The following is a 20,527-nucleotide window of genomic DNA, read 5'->3' as shown; positions in this document are numbered from 1 at the left end:
CCGTCAGCCGCCCGGCGGTGCGGGGGCCGGCGGCCATACGCCGGGCGCGAGGACGCCCTCGACGTAGGCGCGCGCCACCAGGGCCGCCTTGCCGGTCACACCCCAGCGGCGGGAGAGCTGCTTGAAGTGGTAGTTGACGCCGTCCACGGTCAGTCCCACGGCGGAGGCGATCTGCCCGGTCGTGGAACCGGCCGCCGCCAGCGCGAGGATCCGGGCCTCGATCTCGTCGGCCTTCACGGGCGGGACGTCGCAGTCTTGCGCCGGGGCGGGGACGTCCTCGCGCACGGGGAGCATCAGCAGCAGGTCCGGGGCGTTGTGGGAGGCCTCTCCGACCAGGTCGACGGTCATCTCGCCGCGGCGCTCGACGCCGGCCACGGTGGTCCAGCCGACCGCGACGGTGTAACGGGACCTGCGGTGCAGCCGGATCGCCTCGGTGACGGCGCGCAACTCGTCCCTGGTCTCCGGGTGGAACAGATCGAGGATGCTGCGCCCGCGCAGGGGACCGGCGAGTGTGCCCCATTCCCCCGCCATGGCCGCGTTGACCCGCAGGATGGTGCCGTCGGTCGTGCAGTAGGCCGTGGGCAGCGGGAGCCGGTCGAACAGGCCCAGCGCGCGGTTGCGCCAGAAGACCGCCGCGCGGCTGTCCGGCGCCGGGGATCTGGTGGGCGGCAGGGGTATCCGCTGGGGCGGAAATCCATGCGGATCCTCCTTCCGTCAGGGACAGGGGCGTTCACTCCCCAGTCAAGTGGTAGGCCCCGCGCCGGTGCCACTCGTCACGCGGAAGAGTGAGAACATCCGTCGGTCAGGCAACCTCCCCACCACGGAACTTCGTCCTTTCAGGCGTGCACGACTCACCTGCTTCAATACTCCGTCACGCCAGATTCTCGTACAGCAGTGGTATATGACCCAACCATGGCCAAACCTCACGTTGCGGACCGTCCGCCGGTATCGCAGGGTCAGAGGGTGAGCGCACTCTCGCCCGCCCCCGCCCCCATGCACACCGGGGGCGGTGCCCGTCGCATCCGCCTTCCCTTCGACAACCGACTTCTGCCCGGCGCCGCGTCGGCCCTCGCGCTGTTCGCCTCCATCCGCATGGCCGGTATCGTCGCGATCGCCGTGGCGAACCACCTCTCCGGCCACCCGATGCTCAAGGGTCTGGCCCACTCGTGGGACTCCCGCTGGTACCTGCACATCGCACAGCACGGCTACGGCACTTACGTCCACGTCCTTCACAACGGTGCCGTCCAGCGGGACTGGGCGTTCTTCCCCCTGTACCCGGGGCTCATCCGCGCCGTGTACACCGTTGTGCCGATCACTCCGGGCGCCGCCGCCCTGCTGGTCGCCTGGAGCGCCGCCGGGGTGGCCGCGTACGGGATCTACGTGATCGGCCACCGCCTGTACGGACGAGCGGTCGCCACCGTCCTCGTCGGGGTGTGGGCCGCGATGCCGCAGTCCGTCGTCCTCAACCTCGCCTACACCGAGTCCCTGCTGACCGCGCTCGCCGTCTGGGCGCTGTACGCGGTGCTGACGGGCCGCTGGCTGTGGGCCGGTGTGCTGGCGGCCCTGGCGGGCCTGTCCCGGCCCACAGGGTTCTCCGTGGCCGCCGCGGTGGTCGTCGTCGCCGTACACGAGATCGTCAGGCGGCGCGGCCGGGTCCCGCTCGGACTGTGGTTCGGCGCCGCCGTCGCACCCCTCGGCTGGGTGAGTTTCGTGCTGTGGGTGGGCGCCCATATGGGTGATCTGTTCGGCGGCTACTTCACCGTGCAGCGCGCCTGGGACTCCCGCTTCGACTTCGGTGCGGGCTCGCTGCACTTCCTCAAGGGACTGCTGGTGCACGGCGGCCGGGTCGTCTACCCCCTGGCGTTGGTGATCGTCGCGGCGGCCGTCCTGCTGTTCTGCCTGCTGTGCGTCGAGCGGGCGCCGCTGGCGCTGATCGTCTACGCCGGGATGCTGCTCCTGATCACGGTCGGCGGCTCCGGCCCCTACGCGTCGAAGCCGCGTTTCCTGCTGCCCGCGTTCCCGTTGCTGATCCCGCTCGCGCGGGGGCTCGTGCGGACCTGGCGGGTGCGACCGAAACAGGCCTGCCTGCTCGGCATCGCCCTGACCCTGCTCTCCGTGACCTACGGGACGTACCTCATGACGGCCGGGCACACCCCGTTGTGAGCGGGGCACTTCAGGGCCTGACGGCGACCGCACCGAACTGCGGGACCGTGACCGCGGAGGCGGAGACCGCGTCGGGCCGCCAGTGGGCGCACGAGACGAGGCCGGGGGCGAGGATGTCCAGGCCGTCGAAGAAGGACGTGACCTCAGCGCGGGTGCGGGCGGTGATGGGCGGGGTCGCGTTCTCGTTCCAGAACCGCATCGCCTCGACGTTGCCCTGCCCGCCGAGGTCGGCGTCCGTGGTGGGGTGGGTCAAAGCGAGGTAACTGCCGGACGGCACCGCGGACATGAGAGTGCGGACGATCTCCCGTGCCCGGTCGGTGTCGAGGACGAAGTTGAGGATGCCGAGCATCATGACGGCGACGGGACGGGTGAGGTCCAGGGTGGCCGCCGCGCGGCGGACGACGGAGTCCGGGTCGTGCACATCGGCGTCGACGTAGTCGGTGGCTCCCTCGGGGGTGCTGGTCAGCAGCGCGCGGGCGTGGACCAGCACGACGGGATCCTTGTCGACGTACACGATCCGGGACTCGGGCGCGATGCGCTGGGCGATCTCGTGGGTGTTGTCCAGCGTCGGCAGCCCGGTGCCGACGTCCAGGAACTGCCGCACCCCGCACTCGTCGGCCAGGAACCGGACCGCCCGCCCGAGAAAGGCACGGTCCGCGCGGGCCACTTCGCGGATCACCGGGAACATCGACGCGACCTGGTCGCCGACCCTCTGGTCGATCTCGTAGTTGTCCCGGCCGCCGATCCAGTAGTTCCACACCCGGGCGTTGTGGGCCACCTGGGTGTCCACCCTCGTCGGCCCGCCCGACTGGCGCTGGTGCTCGCTCACGTCCGTCTCCCCTCGGCCTCGGCGGCGACGCGCCGCCGGCCGCCATTGTGCCGTCGCCGCGGTGCCTCGGGGGCGGTTCCGCCGCTGTCTGGCCCGTGCAGCGGCGGGTACCCGCAGGGTGTCACGACTCTTTGGGGAGATGACTCGGATGCGCTTCCTCGGAATGCTCCTCCTCGCGGCCACCGCCGCCTTCACCGGGTTGGTGATCGCCGACAATCTGGGCGGCGGCCCGCACTACACCGTGTCGATGTTCGGTCAGAACATCGCCACGATGAACACCCTCGCCATCTTCTGCGCCGGTCTCGCCCTGGCCCTGATCTTCGCGCTGGCCCTGGCCACGGCGGTGAGCGGGGCGACGCACCGGCCTCGGGGCGCGCGCAGGACCCGCCGGACCACCGTGGTCGGCGATCTGGGGGGACCCGACACCCGGCGCTGACGTAAGACCCTCAACGGTTGGGCCGGGCGTTGCCGACGTCCGCCAGAACCGAACGCGGGTCCTCGGCCGCGGCGAGGTCGCCCAGGCTGACGATGCCGACCGGGCAGCCTCCCTTCTCGACGACAGGCAGCCTGCGCACGGCGTGGCGGCGCATCAGGGCGGCCGCGTGGTCGGTGGTGTCGTCGGGCGCGAGCGTCACCACGGGGGGACGGCTGCACACCGAGCCCGCCGTCGTGGTCTCCGGGTCACCGTTCTCGGCGATCATCCGGACCACGATGTCGCGGTCGGTGAGCACCCCGAACAGGTCGCTGTCGTACGTCACCAGAACATCGCCGACGTTCTCGTCGCGCATCAGGCGGGCCGTCCGCGCCACGGAGGTCATCGGCTCGACGGCGACCGTGCCGGGGGACATCACGTCGCGTACCTGCCTGGTCATTGGGATACCTCCTGGTTCGTCGTGTCGGAGTGCGGCTCCCGGTCGGCCGCCCCGGCCTCGGGACCGGCGCGCCAGCCGCTGAAGCGGTGGACGGTGACCACGACCACCGGTCCGTCCGGCGGGCTGTCGCGGTACTGGGGGTACTTCCGCGCCAGCAGGGCGAGCGCGGCCTCGTACTCGCCGCGGTCCTCGTCCTCGGACGCCTCCGGCGGCACGGCCCGGGCGCCTCCGTCCGCCCGTACCCACCACAGCCGCTCCCAGTCCTCGTCGTACGCATCCACCAGCAGGCTCACGGCCGGGTGGACGGCGATGTTGTGCAGCCGCTTCAGATGCCGGGAGCTCTTGGGCTTACGGTCGACGGCCATGACGATCCCGCCGTCGCCGCGCACGGCGAACACGACCGGTACGAGGTGGGGGCGCCCCTCGGCGTCCACCGTCGCCAGCCGCGCCACCCGGGCGTCGGCGAACCGTTGCCGTGCCTCCTCCTCTTGGATCCGCGGCACTCCCGCTCCTCCTCACGGTCGCGTGACACCGCCATGGGACGGCTCTCGGCGGGTACTCCTTCCGGCGCTGGCGGGTACCCGGCGTCCGGCGCTCTCACACGGTCGGCCCTCGGATGCCGCCGTGCGGGAGGCCGGGGCACACTGGAAACCCGGCCCGCGCCCCGGCCTGCCGACCGACCAGGCAAGGAGGCCGTCGTGGAATTCGACGTGATCGTGGAGATCCCGCAGGGATCGCGCAACAAGTACGAGATGGACCACGCCCAGCACCGCATCCGTCTGGACCGGATGCTGTTCACCTCCACCCAGTACCCGGCCGACTACGGCTACATCGACCACACGCTCGGCCGGGACGGCGATCCGCTCGACGCCCTCGTCATCGTCGGCGAGCCCACGTTCCCCGGCTGCGCGATCGAGTGCCGCGCCGTCGGCATGTTCGTCATGAAGGACGAGAAGGGCCCCGACGACAAGATCCTGTGCGTCCCGGCGCACGATCCCCGCTACGCGGGCGTCCAGGACATCGGTGATGTCCCCTCCTTCGACCGGCTGGAGATCACCCACTTCTTCGAGGTGTACAAGGACCTGGAGCCCGGCAAGTCGGTCGAGGGGTCCCACTGGGAGGGGCGGGAGCAGGCGTACGCGGAGATCGAGGCGTCCCGTCGGCGCGCCTCGGAGGGCTGACAGTCGTGCGGAGCTCTCAGCGCCGGACCCGCGCGCGGCCGGGCCGGGTGACGGCGAGCAGGAGCAGGGCGAGAGCCTGGACCACGGCGACGACCGTGATCAGGGCCGGGATCGAGGTCCCGTACAGGGCTCCGGTCAGTGCGCCGCCCACCAGGCTCGCCGCGCCGACCACCCCGGCGAAGATCCCGTACGCGGTCGCCCGCCGCCCGGAGGGCACGAGGTCGGCGACCGTCGCCCGCAGCGTGGACTCCTGCACGCCCATGGCGGCGCCCCACACCAGCGATCCGGCCACGGCGACCGTCACCGTGCGGGTGAACCCGAGCACCGGTACGGCCGCCGACAGCAGCGGCAGCACCACCAGCACCCGGGGCCCGTACCGGTCGTAGGCCCACCCGGTGGCCAGCGCGGCGACCGCGTCGACGGCCATGGCGGCCGCGTACAACAGCGGCACCCATGCCGTGTGCGCCAGGTGCCGTTCGACGAGGTGGTAGGAGAGCAGGCCGAAGGTGGTGAAGCCGGCGGTGGTGGCCGCGGTGAAGGCCGCATAGGTCCAGAACGCGGTGGGCAGGCGGCCGCCGGGGGTCCCGGGTACGGCCGAGGGCGGGGTGATCTCGCGCTCGTACGCCTCCGGGTCGGGCACCCGGGCCCGCAGCCACACCAGCAGCCCGAGCACCGCCGCGCCGGGCAGGGCCAGCACGCCCAGCGCCGGCCCGTAGTCCCCGCCCGTGAGCGCGAGGACCCCGGCGACGGTCAGCGGTCCGACGAGGGCTCCGACCTGGTCCATCGCCTCGTGGACGGCGAAGCCGCGGCCGCGTCCCGTGACCGCGGTGGCGTGCGACAGCAGGGTGTCCTTCGCCGGGGACCGCACCGCCTTGCCGACCCGCTCGGCGATCACCAGCGCGCAGGCCACCCAGAGCGTCCCGACCACGCCGAGCAGGGGTACGGAGACCACCGTGAGCGCGTACCCGGCGACGGCGAGGCCCCAGAACCGGCGCGTGCGGTCGGCGAGCGGTCCGGAGACCAGCCGCAGCCCCAACGCGGCGGCCTCACCCGCGCCGGTGACCACGCCGACGACAAGAGAGGAGGCACCGAGCGACGCCAGCAGCGGACCGGTGACGGAGCGGGCGCCCTCGTACACGAAGTCGGCGAGCAGGCTGACCGTGCCGAACCAGACCACGAACCGCCACGGCCCCATCCTGGCCCGCGCCGGCGCCTGTCGCGCCGATGTCACACCCACTGGGCCTCCCCCGGATCCGGACACCGCCGAGCCGGCGCGGTGTCTCCAACGAGCACGTCGACTGCATTATCGACTACACGTGTGTCGGCGTTGCCCGGGTAAGGTCTCGCTTCCGGGCCGTCGGTGGGCGGGGGCCTCGGCGCTCGTGGTGAAACCGGGCCGCGCGGAGCGCCCGCGGGTGCGCCTGCCCGTTGACGAGCCCGGCGGCGGTGAGCCGTCCGACGAGTGGGTCGCCGCGGAAGCCGGCGGCGCCCGGCCGGGCGTCAGTGGCTGAACCCGCTCGGGTCGAGATCGCGGGGCAGCAGCATGACGCGGTGGAGGTTGCAGGCGGCGGGCGCGTGGGACGCCGGTGGCTGAGAGGTCTGGTGGGCGTGCAGCGCCACGCTCACCAGACTCAGCAGCAGGTCGACGTCCGTGTCGCAGTCCAGACGCACGGTCACCCAGCGTGAGCCGGGCAGGATGCGGATGGCGGTCGACTCCGCGAGGTCGCCGGAGAAGCGGCGGATGGCCCCGGTGGTCAGGTGCAGGTCCGCCACGCGGTCGCCGTGGAAGTGGACGATCTCGCTGTGCGGGGTGCTGAGTGCCCGCCCCGTGCCGCAACTGGCCGGCCCCACCGTGAGGTCGGGCCAGGCGTCGAGCCGCTCCAGAGCGCGCTGGGCCAAAGTCATGCGCCCATCGTCGTCTCCTCACTCCGCCGCCACCAGAGGTTGAGGGTTCTGTAACCGGGCCGTGAGGTTGAGGCTTCGGAACGGGGGTGTCCAGGGTCGTCCCTGACGTGCGTGGCCGTGTGAGGACGGTGTCAAAAAAGCCCGAGCGACCGTCAGGGTCGTATCAAGGCCGGTCCTTTCGGCTCCAGGAGTGTCTAGCGTCGGCCGCATGGAAGGCCGCGACGAGACGCGACGCGAGCTGCACCAGGTCGCCGGCGACAACGCCCCCCAGCCCGGTGAGGTCGTGTACGACCACCGCTGGGCGCGGGAGCTGTACAGCTCGGTCCGCTGCGCGGTCGCGATGCTCGTCATGTTGCTGCTGATCGACTTGGCCTCCGGTGCCGCGACGGTGTGGCGCGCCGTCCTGTGGTGCGCGCTGTCCCTGCTCCTCTTCGTGGTGCTGTGCCCGCCGCGGGTCTTCGCGGGCGAGGGCTGGCTGGCCTCGCGCGGACTGCTGCGCACCCGGCGGGTCCGCACCGACCTTCTGGTGTCGGTCCACTGCGTGGAGGGCGTCTCCAGACGGCTGGTGTTCCGGGACGCCTGCGGCGGCCAGGTCGAGATCGACCCCCGGATGCTGGAGGAGAACCCCGCCCTGTGGTACCGCCTGTCCTACGACATGCACACGTCGGCGGCGCACGGCCCGCCGCTGTTCGACACGACCGCGCTGCACGACCTCGAGGAGAGGATCGACCGCGAGACCGCCCTGGCCGTGTTCAGGGTGTCCGGTCTGGAGTAGCCGGCCGTGAGCCGTCCCCGTCGGCCTCGATGAACACGCCCCGTCGAGTCCGCAGACCTGACCTACCGGCAGTCGCGCCGCCACCTGATCGCCGTGGAAGCGGCGCAACTCCGGCGCCTTACGACGAACACGCCATCAGTGACACGACATGCCGCCGCCTCCAGCGCTCGCTGGACATGGGGCCCGACGTGCCGACGTCTGATCCCGGGGGGCCTTCCGGGCGATCGGCCGTCTGCCGGCCGTTCTTAACGGAAGCTTGACGCCTCGACGCCGGTCATCCGTGGGCCCTGGCGTCACTCCTTGCTTACGCTGGTGCGGCCGTCCGTGTGAGGGCCGATTCCCGCACCAAGCCGCACATCAGGCGCAAGCCGCACAACAGGAGAGCACGCCCATGGCCGCGACCACCGAACACCCACCTGCGAGTCGATTGCGGGCGTGGATGCTCCAGGGGCTGTCCGACATGGGCAAGGGCACCGTGCAGGGCCCGCATGCCCAGCCCGAGCCCCCGCACCAGGGCCAGCGCTGGTGGCGCGTGATGTGCCTGACCGGCGTCGACTACTTCTCCACCCTCGGCTACCAGCCCGGCATCGCCGCCCTCGCCGCCGGCCTGCTCTCCCCCGTCGCCACCGTCGTCCTCGTCGCCGTCACCCTGGCCGGCGCCCTGCCCGTCTACCGCCGTGTCGCCGAGGAGAGCCCGCACGGCGAGGGCTCCATCGCCATGCTGGAGCGCCTGCTCTCCTTCTGGCAGGGCAAGCTCTTCGTCCTCACCCTGCTCGGCTTCGCCGCCACCGACTTCCTGATCACCATCACCCTCTCCGCCGCCGACGCCTCCACCCACCTGATCGAGAACCCGCATCTGACGGGTGTGCTGCACGGGAAGGGGATGATGATCACCCTCTTCCTCGTGGCACTGCTGGGCGCGGTCTTCCTCAAGGGCTTCCTGGAGGCGATCGGTGTCGCGGTCGCCCTGGTGGTGACCTATCTGGGCCTGAACGCCGTCGTGGTGGCCGTCGGCCTGTGGCACGTGGTCACCGCCGGGCATGTGGTGACCGACTGGAGCAACGCCCTGACCACCCAGCACGGCAACGTGATCGCCATGATCGGCGTCTCACTGATCGTCTTCCCCAAGCTGGCGCTCGGCCTGTCCGGCTTCGAGACCGGTGTCGCCGTCATGCCCCACGTCCAGGGCGACCCCGGCGACAGCGAGGACAAGCCCGCAGGCCGGATCCGCGACACCAAGAAGCTCCTCACGGCCGCCGCGCTGATCATGAGCGTCTTCCTGATCGCCACCAGCTTCATCACCACCGTGCTGATCCCGGCGAAGGAGTTCGAGCCGGGCGGCCAGGCCAACGGCCGTGCGCTGGCGTACCTCGCCCACGAGTATCTGGGCGGCGGTTTCGGCACCCTCTACGACATCTCGACGATCGCGATCCTGTGGTTCGCCGGCGCCTCCGCCATGGCCGGGCTGCTCAACCTGATGCCCCGCTACCTGCCCCGCTACGGCATGGCCCCGCACTGGGCCCGCGCCGTGCGCCCCATGGTCATCGTCTTCACCCTGATCGCCTTCCTGGTCACCTGGATCTTCGACGCCAACGTCGACGCCCAGGGCGGCGCCTACGCCACCGGCGTCCTGGTGCTGATGTCGTCCGCGGCGATCGCGGTGACCATCGCCGCGCGCAAGGCGCGTCAGCGGGGCTGGGCCATCGGCTTCGCGGTCGTCTCGACGGTCCTGCTCTACGTCACCGTCGTCAACGTCATCGAGCGGCCGGACGGTGTGAAGATCGGCGCCTGCTTCATCGCCGGGATCATCCTCGTCTCACTGCTGTCCCGGCTCGCCCGCGCCTTCGAGCTCCGTGTGACCAGCGTGACGCTCGATGACATGGCGGAACGTTTCGTCAGGGATATCGCCAGCCGCCGTATCCGCTTCATCGCCAATGAGCCGGACCGGCGGGACGTCGCGGAGTACCGCGAGAAGATCGAGCAGATCCGGGCGGACAACGACGTCACGGCCCAGGAGGACTTCGTCTTCGTGGAGGTGACCGTCGGCGACCCCTCGGAGTTCGAGGCAGGGCTGGTCGTGCGGGGAGAGGTGCTGCACGGCCGCTACCGCGTCCTGACACTGGAGTCGTCCTCGATCCCCAACGCCCTGGCTGCGCTGCTGCTCCACGTCCGTGACAGGACCGGCTGCATTCCGCACATCTACTTCGAGTGGACCGAGGGCGGCCCGTTCGCCAACTTCCTGCGCTTCTTCCTCTTCGGCCAGGGCGAGGTGGCCCCGGTCACCCGGGAGGTCCTGCGGGAGGCGGAGCCGGACCGCACACGGCGGCCGCGGGTCCACGTCGGCTGAGCAGGTGCGCGCCCGCCGACCGGGGCCACGTCGACTGCGCGGGGACGGGCGGCCGTCGGGGCAGAGGGCCTGGGCCGCCAGAGGGCGCGCCGCCGGGTGCGCACTATGAGTGTCGTGAGTGATGACGGCCTGGGCGAATTCTGTGTTCTCCGTCTCCACCGAGGTTCTCCGTCTCCACCGAGCGGTATGAGGCCGATCGGGTGACGATGGACGTGTAATGACGTGACCACGCTGCTGCCAGAAGGAGGCAGGTGTCATGACATCTCCTTCCGATTCCCCGGGCCCCCTCCCCTCACGCGGCACCGAACCGCGACCGCGAGAGACACCGCAGGCACAGGAGACGCCCCTGGCCGGAGGCATGGCCGCCCTGGCGAACATGGGCTGGCAGATCCTGCTCACCATGGGCATCGCCAGCATCGCCCTGGGCGTCGTCGCCTTGGTCTGGCCGGGCGCAACGCTACGCGTCGCCGGCATACTCTTCGGCGTCTATCTGCTGGTCACCGGCGTCTTCGAGCTCGCCGCCGCCTTCGGCGCCCACGTCCCCCGGCACCTTCGCGTACTGCACTTCATCACCGGTGCGGCTTCCATCCTGCTGGGGTTGATCTGCTTCCGGGGCCCCCTGGAGTCGATCCTGCTGCTCGCCCTGTGGGTCGGCTTCAGCTGGGTGCTGCGCGGCACCACGGAGACGGCCGCGGCGGCCTCCGTCCAGGACATGCCGGCGCGCGGCTGGCACGTGGCCTTCGGGATCATCGGTACTCTGGCCGGCATCGTGATGATCATCATGCCGTTCGCCTCGATCGCAACGCTCACCCTGGTCGTGGGCGTCATGGCCATCGTCCTGGGCCTGACCGAGGTGGTCCGCGCCATCAGGACGCGCGTCGACATCAGCCAACTCGCTCCAGGCACCGGCACTCAGCGGCGACCCCTGTTCCACGCCCGTCCGCACCCCCAGCACTGATCGGCGGGGCCGGGTCGGGCGCAGGGCTCGGCACGCCGCCAAGTGGTCACAGGCCCAGGGCGCTCAGCCCCGGGTGGTCGTCTGGTCTGCGTCCCGGTGGCCAGTGGAACAGGCGGTCCTGCTCCTGGATGGGCAGGTCGTTGATGGAGGCGTGTCGCCGGCGCATCAGGCCGTCGTCGTCGAACTCCCAGTTCTCGTTGCCGTAGGAGCGGAACCAGTTGCCCGAGTCGTCGTGGCACTCGTAGGCGAACCGGACCGCGATGCGGTTGCCGTCGGCGGCCCAGAGCTCCTTGATGAGCCGGTAGTCCAGCTCGCGGCGCCACTTGCGGGTGAGGAAGGCGACGATCTCGTCGCGGTCGGTGACGAACTCCGCCCGATTGCGCCAGCGGGAGTCCACCGTGTAGGCGAGTGCGACCCTCTCCGGGTCGCGGGTGTTCCAGGCGTCTTCCGCGAGCCGCACCTTCTCTGTGGCGGTGTCGTGGGTGAACGGCGGGAACGGTGGGCGGGGTGGGTGCGTCATATCGCCTCCGCGAAGGTGAGAACGGTGGTTGCCCACTTCGGGCGACCACGGTACGAGACCACTGCTCCTCCCGCGGCCACGACAGTCCGGACGCATGCGCGACACCCCACCCCGCCCCTTCGCTCTCACACGAGCGGAATGGTCACCTCGTCCTCGACGGGCGGGTCGAGTTCCTCCCGTCGGTTCCCGGTCGCCGCGAAGCAGCGCAGCATGATCGCCTCTGGGGTGACGTCCAGGCGCAGGAAGCTCTTGAAGAACGGCGGGCTGTAGGTGGCCGAACTCGGCGAGAAGAGCTGGGTGTAGATCTTGCGGACGGGCAGCCGGAAACGGGAGGTCCGGTCGGGGCGGCCGCCGGCGCCCAGCAGACTGGCGACCAGGCGGGGGCGCCAGGTGACCCGTGCGGGTGTGGCCCGGGTGCGGGTCGGGGGGATGCCCAGGCGCTCGGCGATGACGGCGGTCGCCTCGGCCTCGGTGAGGGTGAAGAAGCGGCGCAGCCGCAGCCGGCGTCCGTAGAGCCTGCTGTAGAAGGCGAGGGAGTCGCCGCGCAGCGGGTAGCAGCGGAAGTCCTTCTCGGTGACGTTCGCGACGGACACGCGCGGGATGGTGTGGGTGGCGTGCATGAACGCGCCGCCGCCGCCGGAGACCACGTACTGGATGGTGCGGCCGTCCACGTCCACCGGGTAGCGCTGGTAGTTGTGGATGTCGCCGCCGATCGCCGCGACGTAGTGGTGGTCCGGGTCGCGGACGATGTCGTCGACCGTGCCGCCGCCGTCGATGGGGCAGGGGTGGTGCTCGCCGTCCACGTACAGCGGTGAGCCGGTGACGAGGATCTTGGGGCGGGGGCCTCGGGAGACCTCACGCAGCCAGCGGCCCTGTTCGGCGTCGATGGCGCCGAGCAGGCCGGTGTCGATGCCGACGATGCGAACGGGTCCCGCGTCGATGGCCCAGTACGGGCCGGGCTGCACGGCCTGCTGTTCGGGTGCGGAGCGCAACGCGCGTGCTTCGGCGAGGCGTTGTTCGTCCTGTGCGCTCGGGCGGTGCCACAGCAGGGAGCGCAGCCGGGCACGGAGCGGCGGGCGGGGGGCCGGGTCCGGGGCGAGCGGCGGGGCGTCGCAGAAGACGCTCATGAACCCGTACAGGTCCTCGTACCAGTCATGGTTGCCGGGTATGGCGTAGATGGGTGCCCGGTAGTCCTGGTAGGGGCGGAAGAACTTGGTCCCGTAGTCGGCGGTCGCGCCGACCGGGTAGATCACGTCGCTGGCTATGACGGCGAAACTGGTGTCCTGACCCACCTTCAGGAAGCCCGGCACCACGGCGTACTGAGGGGCGTCCCCCTCGCCGGTGTCGCCGAGGACCATGAAGGAGAAGTGGTCCTGGTCGTCGCGCCGGATCACCCTGTCCGCCGGAGCGCCCGCCGCCTGGCACTGTTCTGCCCACCGGCTCCGGGTAAGACCGGTGGGGTCGCCGAACCAGGAGGCCAGCACGCCGTTGCGTGCCGCCCAGAGAGTCCTCGGGTTCAGCCAGGAGAGCTTTTCGACATGACCCGGCATCAAGTCCCGGTAACTGCCGCGTTCCAGGGCGCCCCAGCCGGCGCCCTCGGCGGTATCGCGTGAGGATTCGGACACCGGTGCACCGTAGCAATGATCGACGGCGCACCGGAGCGGCGAGGGTGCCTCACAGGTGCGCGTGCGGGTCCGGTTGCGCACGCTCCGGGAGTCCGACGGCTCGCTGGGCGGCCAGGGTGAGGGCGCGGCGGTCCGGCGCGCCGCCCGGCGCCAGCACCGGCATGACTCGGACCTCGGCGACGAGGCCGCGTGCCGTCAGGACCCGCCACACGGACGTCAGCAGGGAGTCGCTGCCCACGAACGCGGGCGCGGTGCTCGCCGGGCCCCCGTCGTACCGGTAGTGGAGCCGTACCGGCTGGACGGGCGCGCCCGCGTCCAGTGCCGCCTGGAAGGCGGCGCGCCGGAAGCGGCCCTGGGCCCTGCCGCACCAGGTGCTCCCCTCGGGGAACACCACGACCGCCGAACCACCGCGCAGGCCGTCCGCGATCCGGGCGACCGTGTCGGGCAGCGCCCGCAGCCGGTCGCGGTCGATGAAGAGGGCACCGCTGAGCGCGGTCAGGGGGCCCGCCACCGGCCACTGCCGGATGTCGGACTTGGCGAGCATCCGGCCTGGCCGCACGGCGGCGAGCAGCGGGATGTCCAGCCAGGAGATGTGGTTGGCGACCATCAGCAGGCCGCCGTCCGGCGGGGCGGCCCCGGTGATCCGCGCCCGGACGCCCGTGGCGCGCACGACCGACCGGCACCAGGCCCGGACGGCCCGTTCGCGCGGTGCGACGGGCATCCGGCGGACGACCGGGAAGAGCGCGAGCCCGGCGACCGTCAACGCCAGTACGGCCGCGAACCGCAGGACGGCGCGCGGTACGGCGGCCGCCGACGCCATGGCGTCCACGCAGGACTGCGGCGAACAGGGGGCGCTGGGCATCCAGGGGCTCGCCGGGGCGGGCGCCGGCACATGCACCTCGACGCGTCGCGGCCTGGGCATCGCCACCAAGGCCGACAGCGCCGTCGTGCTCGCGAGCGGGGTGCCGCGGCGCGGTCGCAGGGCAGAGCCGAGACGGGACACGTTCGTCACTCCGGTCCGGGGGGTGTTCATCACGCCGGGACGAGCGAGAGGAAGTGCCGCAGATAGCGCGCGTTGATCCGGCGCATCGACAGCAGCACGTACAGGTCGGCGACGCCGAAGTCCGGGTCGTGCGCGGGCTCCCCGCAGACCCAGGCGCCCAGGCGGAGGTAACCCCGCAGCAACGGGGGCAGCTCGGCGTGCCCTTCCGGGGCCGGCGTCTCGGGGCGCCAGGGCAGCAGCGGCCGTACCCGGTACTCCTCGGGCGCCAGGTACTTGGCCCGTACCCGCTCCCAGGTGGCCGCGGCGAGGGCCCCGCCGTCGGCGAGCGGCAGGGAGCAGCAGCCGGCCAGCCACTCGTGGCCGCCGTCCACCATGTAGCGGGCTATGCCGGCCCAGATCAGCCCGATGACCGTGCCGTCGCGGTGGTCGGGGTGGACGCAGGAGCGGCCCACCTCGACGAGTCCGGAGCGGATCGGTGCGAGCGGACCGAGGTCGAACTCGCCCTCCGAGTACAGCCGCCCGGCGATCGCGGCCCGCTCGGGCGGCAGCAGCCGGTAGGTGCCCACGACCTGGCCGGTCACCGTGTCCGTCACGAGCAGGTGGTCGCAGTACGCGTCGAAGGGGTCGATGTCCAGGCCGGGCTGCGGGGTGGACAGGAGGGCGCCCATCTCCCCGGCGAAGACGTCGTGGCGCAGCCGCTGCGCGGCCCGGACGTCGGCCTCGTCACGGGCGAGGGAGACGGTGTAGCGGGTGGGCGCCAGCGGCGGTGGGGGGCTGGCGAGGGTGGAAACGCCGGTCATGGCTCTCTCCTGGTCACGGGCCGGTTCGGCGGTGGGGCCGCAGACCTGAGCGGTTCGGTCTGCGCGCTCCTGTTCTTCCGATACCGGTTGGCCTGCGCGTGACCCACGAAGGGAGAACGGGTGTGAGGTTGTTGAATGCCAGGGGTGCCCGGACGGTGCCTGGCGGGACCGGATCTTGAGCACCACACCCGGTCCCGCCCGTCCGCACCCTGCCGGCGAACGTTTCCTGTATGGGCGGCCCTACCGCTTGGCCGCCTTGCGGGTGGCTCGCAGCCACTCCTTGTTCATGTTCGTGATGGAGACCAGCGGGATGCCCTTCGGGCACGCGGTGGCGCACTCGCCGGTGAGGGTGCAGCCGCCGAAGCCCTCCTCGTCCATCTGGGCCACCATGTCCAGTACGCGGGTCTCACGCTCGGGCGCGCCCTGCGGCAGGACGTTGAGGTGGTTGATCTTGGCCGAGGTGAACAGCATCGCCGCACCGTTGGGGCAGGCGGCCACGCAGGCGCCGCAGCCGATGCACTCGGCGTGCTCGAAGGCGTAGTCGGCGTCCGCCTTGGGCACGGGGGTGGAGTGGGCCTCGGGCGCGGAACCGGTCGGGGCGGTGATGTAGCCGCCGGCCTGGATGATCCGGTCGAAGGCCGAGCGGTCCACGACCAGGTCCTTGACCACGGGGAAGGCGGCGGCCCGCCAGGGCTCGATGTCGATGGTGTCGCCGTCCTTGAAGGACCGCATGTGCAGCTGGCAGGTGGTGGTGCGCTCGGGGCCGTGCGCGTCACCGTTGATCATCAGGCTGCACGCGCCGCAGATGCCCTCGCGGCAGTCGTGGTCGAAGGCGACGGGGTCCTCGCCGGAGAGGATGAGCTGTTCGTTGAGGACGTCCAGCATCTCCAGGAAGGACATGTCGGGCGAGATGCCGTCCACCTCGTAGGTGGACATGGCGCCGTCGGCGTCGGCGTTCTTCTGCCGCCAGACGCGCAGGGTGAGCTTCATGCGTAGCTCCGCTGGGTGGGGTGGACGTACTCGAAGACCAGGTCTTCCTTGTGGAGGACGGGGGCAGAGCCCGCACTTGTGAACTCCCAGGCGGCCGCATAGGAGAACTCGTCGTCCTTGCGGGCGGCCTCGCCGTCCGGGGTCTGGGACTCTTCACGGAAGTGGCCGCCGCAGGACTCGGTGCGATGCAGCGCGTCGAGGCACATGAGCTCGGCGAGCTCCAGGTAGTCGATGACGCGGTTGGCCTTCTCCAGCGACTGGTTCAGCTCCTCGCCGCTGCCGGGCACCTTGATCCGCCGCCAGAACTCCTCACGGATCTGCGGGATCCGCTCCAGGGCCTTGCGCAGTCCGGCGTCGCTGCGCGCCATGCCGCAGAACTCCCACATCAGTTCGCCGAGTTCGCGGTGGAAGGAGTCCGGGGTGCGGTCGCCGTCGACGGAGAGCAGCAGGTTCAGCCGGTCCTCGGTCTCGGCCAGCACCTCCTGCACGGCGGGGTGATCGGCCGTGACGGCGTCTTCATCGGCCCGGCGCGGGTTGCGGGCCAGGTAGTCGTTGATGGTCGCCGGGAGGACGAAGTAGCCGTCGGCCAGGCCCTGCATCAGCGCGGAGGCGCCGAGGCGGTTGGCGCCGTGGTCGGAGAAGTTGGCCTCGCCGATCGCGAACAGGCCCGGGACGGTGGTCTGCAGGTCGTAGTCGACCCACAGACCGCCCATGGTGTAGTGCACGGCCGGGTAGATCCGCATCGGCACCTCGTACGGATCCTCGTCGGTGATCCGCTGGTACATGTCGAAGAGGTTGCCGTACTTGGCCTCGACGGCCTTGCGGCCCATGCGCTCAATCGCGTCGGCGAAGTCGAGGTAGACGCCCTGCCCGCCGGGCCCGACGCCGCGGCCCTCGTCGCAGACGTTCTTCGCGGCGCGGGAGGCGATGTCCCGCGGGACCAGGTTGCCGAAGGACGGGTAGATGCGCTCCAGGTAGTAGTCGCGCTCGTCCTCGGGGATCTCGTTCGGCGGGCGGTTGTCGCCCTTGGCCTTGGGCACCCAGATCCGCCCGTCGTTGCGCAGCGACTCGCTCATCAGGGTGAGCTTGGACTGGTGGTCGCCGGTGCGCGGGATACAGGTCGGGTGGATCTGGGTGAAGCAGGGGTTGGCGAAGTAGGCGCCGCGCCGGTGCGCCCGCCAGATGGCGGTCGCGTTGGAGTTCATGGCGTTCGTCGACAGGTAGAAGACGTTGCCGTAGCCGCCGCTCGCCAGGACGACGGCGTCCGCGAAGTACGTGTCGATCTTGCCGGTGATCAGGTCACGGGCGACGATGCCGCGGGCCCGGCCGTCGATGACGATCAGGTCGAGCATCTCGGTGCGCGGGTGCATCTCGACGTTCCCGGCGGCGATCTGCCGCGACAGCGCCTGGTAGGCGCCGAGGAGGAGCTGCTGGCCCGTCTGGCCGCGGGCGTAGAAGGTGCGGGAGACCTGGACGCCGCCGAAGGAGCGGGTGTCGAGCAGGCCGCCGTACTCGCGGGCGAAGGGCACGCCCTGCGCCACGCACTGGTCGATGATCTCCACAGAGATCTGCGCCAGGCGGTGGACGTTGGACTCGCGAGCGCGGAAGTCACCGCCCTTGACGGTGTCGTAGAACAGCCGGTGGATCGAGTCGCCGTCGTTGCGGTAGTTCTTCGCCGCGTTGATGCCGCCCTGCGCGGCGATCGAGTGGGCGCGGCGCGGGGAGTCCTGGTAGCAGAACTGGACGACGTGGTAGCCCTGTTCGGCGAGGGTGGCGCCCGCGGAGCCGCCGGCGAGGCCGGTGCCGACGACGATGACCGTGTGCTTGCGGCGGTTGGCGGGGTTGACCAGCTTGGCCTCGAAACGGCGCTTGTCCCAGCGCTCGTGGATGGGGCCGGAGGGGGCCTTGTCGTCGACGAGCGGGTCGCCGGAGGTGTAGTTCACGTAGTCGGTCATGTCAGCTCACCACTCCGGTCATGACGCCCACGGGAATGGAGATGAATCCGGCCGTGAGCAGCAGCGCGAGGACGTTGGCGATGGTCTTCAGGGCGCGGTCGCGGGCGCGGCTGCCGACGCCGAGGGTCTGGGCGGCGCTCCAGAAGCCGTGCCGGATGTGCAGGCCGAGCGCCAGCATCGCGACGATGTAGATGACGTTGCCGTACCAGGTGGAGAAGGTGTCGACGATGTTCTCGTACGGGTGGACGTCCTGGAAGCCGCCGGGGTGCACGGTGCCGGTGGTCAGGTCGAGGATGTGCCAGACGATGAACAGCCCGAGGATGACCCCGCCCCAGCGCATGGTGCGGGTGGCGTAGGTCGCCCGCGGCTTCTTGTGCACGTACTTGCTGGGGCGGGCCTTGATGTCGCGCCGGCTGAGCTGGTACGCGGAGACGGCGTGGGCCACGACGGCGACCACCAGCACGGCACGCACCAGCCAGAGCGTCCACATGTGGGGCATGAACGGCTGCCCGACGTCACGGAGCCAGACGGCGTAGTCGTCGATCGCCTGGAGCCCGAAGAACACCTTCAGGTTCCCGTACAGATGGACGACCAGATACAGCAGCATGATCACGCCACTGACCGCCATCACCGTCTTCTTGCCGACGGTCGAGTCCCACACGGTGCGCGCCATGGACGGCCGTCGGTCCGTCCGCGTTGCCAGAGCCATGCCCATGACGCTAGGCCCGACGCTCCTCATCGGTCCAAGACATGGTCCGGCTTGTTTCGATAGGCCGCAGCTATGATGGACGGGTGCAGTTCCAGCAGCTCCAGTACTTCGTGGCCGTCGCCGAGACCCGGCACTTCACCCGGGCCGCGGAGCTGGTCCATGTCGCCCAGCCCTCGCTGTCGCAGCAGATCAGGGCGCTGGAGCGGGAGCTGGGAGCGGATCTGTTCCTGCGGGCGCGGGGCAACATCACGCTCACCGACGCCGGGGAGGCGCTGCTGCCGCTGGCCCGACGGATCCTGGCCGACGCGGACACGGCCCGGCACGAGGTGCAGGAGCTGGTGCAGCTGCGCAGCGGGCGGATCCGCCTGGGCGCCACCCCGAGCCTGTGCACCGGCCTGCTGCCGGATGTGCTGCGCGCCTTCCACGACCGCTACCCCGGCATCCGGCTGCTGATCGAGGAGGGCGGCTCCCACGACCTCGTACGGGAGCTCGCGCGCGGCGCCCTCGACCTCGCGCTGATCGTGCTGCCGCTGCCCACCCCCTCCCCCGCCCTGACCACGGTGGAGCTGCTGCGCGAGGACCTGGTGGTGGTGTCCTCCCCGGACGCGCCACGGCCCGGCGGCGGTCGGCGCACGGTCCGGATCGCGGATCTGGAGGGCGAGCGCCTGGTGATGTTCCGGCACGGCTACGACCTGAGGGAACTCACCGTGGCGGCGTGCCGCGCCGAGGGCTTCGAGCCGGTCTTCGCGGTGGAGGGCGGCGAGATGGACGCGGTGCTGGGCTTCGTGCGGGCGGGCCTGGGCGTGGCCGTGGTCCCGCGGATGGTCGCCACCCGTTCCGGGCGCGGGCTGCGGGTGACTCCGCTGGCCCGGCCCGGACTGTACCGGACGATCGCCCTGGCCCACCGCAGCGATGTGGCGCCCCCGCGGGCCGCGAGGGAGATGCAGCGCATGCTGCTGGAGCGGTGAGGCGGGACCGGCTCAGCCGAGCACGGCCGGCTTGAGCACCTCCTCGCACCACTGGCGGAAGGAGGTGGGCGCGGTGTCGGGGGTGCTCGGCTCGGCGGCGCCGTAGAAGCCCTGGTCTTCGAGTGCTCGCACCATGTCGGCCAGGCCCTGCGCCCAGGCTTCGGTCGCGCCGTGACGCAGGAGGATCGCCTTGTGGTCCTCGGCGCTGATCCGCTGGAAGCGGACGGGCCTGCCCAGCACCTCGGACACGATCCGTGCCATGCCTTCGGGGGTCAGTTCGTCGGGGCCGACCAGCGGAACATCCGCCTGGCCGGTCCAGGAGGCGTCGAGCAGCAGCCGCGCCGCGGTGGCGCCGACGTCACTGGTGGTGCAGGTGCGCAGCACCCGGTCGCCGTACGCCGCCATGGAGATCACACCACTGCTGCGGATCGCCTCGACGTGGTGGAGCAGGTTCTCCATGAGGAACGGCGGGCACAGCGCCCGGTGGTGGACGCCCGTGGCCCGGATCCGGTCGTCCATGGCCAGCGAGGCCGAGATCTGCCCGGCCTTCTCGGCGACCCCGCGGCCCAGGGTGGACACCGCGACGACGCGCCCTACGCCCTGGTTCTCGATCGCCTCGACGAGCGGCCGGGTGAAGTCGCGGAAGTGGCCCTCGACGCTGTCGGCGGTGGGTGTGGGGGGCACCAGCCAGAACACCCGGTCGACGCCCGCGCACGCCTTGGCGGCGACGTCGGGGTCGGCGTGGGATCCCCGGACGACCTCCACGCGGTCGCGGACGCGCGGGGTAAGGCGCGCGGGATCGCGGACGGTCACCCGGATCGGCCCGGCCGTGTCCCCTGCGTCGAGGAGGGCGTCGAGGACCCGGCTGCCGATCTGTCCGGTCGGGGTGGTGACGAGAATCATGGGAATCTCCTGGAAGTACGGGTT

Annotated in this window: 21 protein-coding genes; 7 read left to right on the top strand and 14 right to left on the bottom strand. The window is 71.3% G+C overall.

Annotated elements, in window-relative coordinates; all coding sequences use genetic code 11:
• Positions 1 to 3 precede the first annotated feature (3 nt).
• Positions 4 to 603 carry a helix-turn-helix transcriptional regulator gene (locus ACZ7L1_RS27400; RefSeq protein WP_471440689.1) on the bottom strand — a complete coding sequence of 200 codons (600 nt, stop codon included), beginning with the start codon at positions 601 to 603 and terminating at the stop codon, positions 4 to 6.
• 360 nt (positions 604 to 963) lie between these two features.
• Between ACZ7L1_RS27400 and ACZ7L1_RS27395 the strand changes: the two genes are divergently transcribed.
• Complete coding sequence (locus ACZ7L1_RS27395) at positions 964 to 2,163, top strand: hypothetical protein (RefSeq protein ID WP_471440675.1); 1,200 nt, start codon at positions 964 to 966, stop codon at positions 2,161 to 2,163.
• 10 nt (positions 2,164 to 2,173) lie between these two features.
• On the opposite strand, the gene ACZ7L1_RS27390 is transcribed toward ACZ7L1_RS27395, so the two are convergent.
• Positions 2,174 to 2,992, bottom strand: a complete 819-nt coding sequence (locus ACZ7L1_RS27390) for an SAM-dependent methyltransferase (protein ID WP_471440674.1) — start codon at positions 2,990 to 2,992, stop codon at positions 2,174 to 2,176.
• 148 nt (positions 2,993 to 3,140) lie between these two features.
• Between ACZ7L1_RS27390 and ACZ7L1_RS27385 the strand changes: the two genes are divergently transcribed.
• Positions 3,141 to 3,428, top strand: coding sequence for a hypothetical protein (locus tag ACZ7L1_RS27385; protein WP_471440673.1), 288 nt, complete (start codon positions 3,141 to 3,143; stop codon positions 3,426 to 3,428).
• A 10-nt stretch (positions 3,429 to 3,438) separates the two neighbouring features.
• Here the strand turns inward: ACZ7L1_RS27385 and ACZ7L1_RS27380 are convergent, their stop codons facing one another.
• Together ACZ7L1_RS27380 and ACZ7L1_RS27375 are read right to left on the bottom strand one after the other, a co-directional pair.
• A complete protein-coding gene (locus ACZ7L1_RS27380) occupies positions 3,439 to 3,864 on the bottom strand; it encodes a CBS domain-containing protein (protein ID WP_471440672.1) in 426 nt (141 codons plus the stop codon).
• The gene (locus ACZ7L1_RS27375) at positions 3,861 to 4,367 is read right to left on the bottom strand and encodes a TIGR03668 family PPOX class F420-dependent oxidoreductase (RefSeq protein WP_471440671.1); all 507 of its coding nucleotides are present in this window, start codon (positions 4,365 to 4,367) and stop codon (positions 3,861 to 3,863) included. The genes ACZ7L1_RS27380 and ACZ7L1_RS27375 overlap by 4 nt, the downstream gene beginning before the upstream one ends.
• Positions 4,368 to 4,562: 195 nt before the next feature.
• On the opposite strand from ACZ7L1_RS27375, the gene ACZ7L1_RS27370 reads away from it, so the two are divergent.
• Positions 4,563 to 5,045: an inorganic diphosphatase gene (locus ACZ7L1_RS27370; RefSeq protein ID WP_471440670.1), complete on the top strand. Its 483-nt coding sequence runs from the start codon at positions 4,563 to 4,565 to the stop codon at positions 5,043 to 5,045.
• A gap of 16 nt (positions 5,046 to 5,061) precedes the next feature.
• Here the strand turns inward: ACZ7L1_RS27370 and ACZ7L1_RS27365 are convergent, their stop codons facing one another.
• Both ACZ7L1_RS27365 and ACZ7L1_RS27360 read right to left on the bottom strand, forming a co-directional pair.
• Positions 5,062 to 6,276, bottom strand: coding sequence for an MFS transporter (locus ACZ7L1_RS27365; protein ID WP_471440669.1), 1,215 nt, complete (start codon positions 6,274 to 6,276; stop codon positions 5,062 to 5,064).
• A 269-nt stretch (positions 6,277 to 6,545) separates the two neighbouring features.
• On the bottom strand, positions 6,546 to 6,950 hold the full coding sequence (locus ACZ7L1_RS27360) for a luciferase domain-containing protein (RefSeq protein WP_471440668.1): 405 nt from the start codon (positions 6,948 to 6,950) through the stop codon (positions 6,546 to 6,548).
• Between the two features lie 208 nt (positions 6,951 to 7,158).
• Here ACZ7L1_RS27360 and ACZ7L1_RS27355 point away from each other — a divergent pair, with 208 nt between their 5' ends.
• The 3 genes from ACZ7L1_RS27355 to ACZ7L1_RS27345 all read left to right on the top strand — a co-directional run bounded on the left by ACZ7L1_RS27355 (position 7,159) and on the right by ACZ7L1_RS27345 (position 11,030).
• The gene (locus ACZ7L1_RS27355; protein WP_471440667.1) at positions 7,159 to 7,725 is read left to right on the top strand and encodes a hypothetical protein; all 567 of its coding nucleotides are present in this window, start codon (positions 7,159 to 7,161) and stop codon (positions 7,723 to 7,725) included.
• Between the two features lie 391 nt (positions 7,726 to 8,116).
• Positions 8,117 to 10,072: an APC family permease gene (locus ACZ7L1_RS27350; RefSeq protein ID WP_471440666.1), complete on the top strand. Its 1,956-nt coding sequence runs from the start codon at positions 8,117 to 8,119 to the stop codon at positions 10,070 to 10,072.
• 256 nt (positions 10,073 to 10,328) lie between these two features.
• Positions 10,329 to 11,030 (top strand): HdeD family acid-resistance protein, encoded by a 702-nt coding sequence (locus tag ACZ7L1_RS27345; protein ID WP_471440665.1) that lies wholly within the window; start codon positions 10,329 to 10,331, stop codon positions 11,028 to 11,030.
• A 46-nt stretch (positions 11,031 to 11,076) separates the two neighbouring features.
• Here ACZ7L1_RS27345 and ACZ7L1_RS27340 read toward each other — a convergent pair whose 3' ends face one another.
• From ACZ7L1_RS27340 to ACZ7L1_RS27310, 7 genes are all read right to left on the bottom strand, one after another.
• A complete protein-coding gene (locus tag ACZ7L1_RS27340; RefSeq protein WP_471440664.1) occupies positions 11,077 to 11,550 on the bottom strand; it encodes a nuclear transport factor 2 family protein in 474 nt (157 codons plus the stop codon).
• Positions 11,551 to 11,675: 125 nt separating this feature from the next.
• Positions 11,676 to 13,175 carry a metallophosphoesterase family protein gene (locus tag ACZ7L1_RS27335; protein ID WP_471440663.1) on the bottom strand — a complete coding sequence of 500 codons (1,500 nt, stop codon included), beginning with the start codon at positions 13,173 to 13,175 and terminating at the stop codon, positions 11,676 to 11,678.
• 49 nt (positions 13,176 to 13,224) lie between these two features.
• Complete coding sequence (locus ACZ7L1_RS27330) at positions 13,225 to 14,097, bottom strand: lysophospholipid acyltransferase family protein (RefSeq protein WP_471440688.1); 873 nt, start codon at positions 14,095 to 14,097, stop codon at positions 13,225 to 13,227.
• 110 nt (positions 14,098 to 14,207) lie between these two features.
• Positions 14,208 to 14,978 (bottom strand): GNAT family N-acetyltransferase, encoded by a 771-nt coding sequence (locus ACZ7L1_RS27325; RefSeq protein ID WP_471440662.1) that lies wholly within the window; start codon positions 14,976 to 14,978, stop codon positions 14,208 to 14,210.
• Positions 14,979 to 15,218: 240 nt separating this feature from the next.
• Complete coding sequence (locus ACZ7L1_RS27320) at positions 15,219 to 15,968, bottom strand: succinate dehydrogenase/fumarate reductase iron-sulfur subunit (protein WP_471440661.1); 750 nt, start codon at positions 15,966 to 15,968, stop codon at positions 15,219 to 15,221.
• Positions 15,965 to 17,923 (bottom strand): fumarate reductase/succinate dehydrogenase flavoprotein subunit, encoded by a 1,959-nt coding sequence (locus tag ACZ7L1_RS27315; protein ID WP_471440660.1) that lies wholly within the window; start codon positions 17,921 to 17,923, stop codon positions 15,965 to 15,967. The genes ACZ7L1_RS27320 and ACZ7L1_RS27315 overlap by 4 nt, the downstream gene beginning before the upstream one ends.
• Position 17,924: 1 nt before the next feature.
• Positions 17,925 to 18,596 (bottom strand): succinate dehydrogenase, encoded by a 672-nt coding sequence (locus ACZ7L1_RS27310; protein WP_471440687.1) that lies wholly within the window; start codon positions 18,594 to 18,596, stop codon positions 17,925 to 17,927.
• Positions 18,597 to 18,715: 119 nt separating this feature from the next.
• Here ACZ7L1_RS27310 and ACZ7L1_RS27305 point away from each other — a divergent pair, with 119 nt between their 5' ends.
• Entirely contained in the window at positions 18,716 to 19,600 is an 885-nt protein-coding gene (locus ACZ7L1_RS27305) for a LysR family transcriptional regulator (RefSeq protein ID WP_471440659.1), read from the top strand.
• A gap of 12 nt (positions 19,601 to 19,612) precedes the next feature.
• Here the strand turns inward: ACZ7L1_RS27305 and ACZ7L1_RS27300 are convergent, their stop codons facing one another.
• The gene (locus ACZ7L1_RS27300; protein WP_471440658.1) at positions 19,613 to 20,503 is read right to left on the bottom strand and encodes an NAD(P)H-binding protein; all 891 of its coding nucleotides are present in this window, start codon (positions 20,501 to 20,503) and stop codon (positions 19,613 to 19,615) included.
• Positions 20,504 to 20,527 lie beyond the last annotated feature (24 nt).

Source organism: Streptomyces sp. NPDC107546 (assembly GCF_055639175.1).
This window is presented reverse-complemented; position numbering and strand designations above follow the sequence as displayed.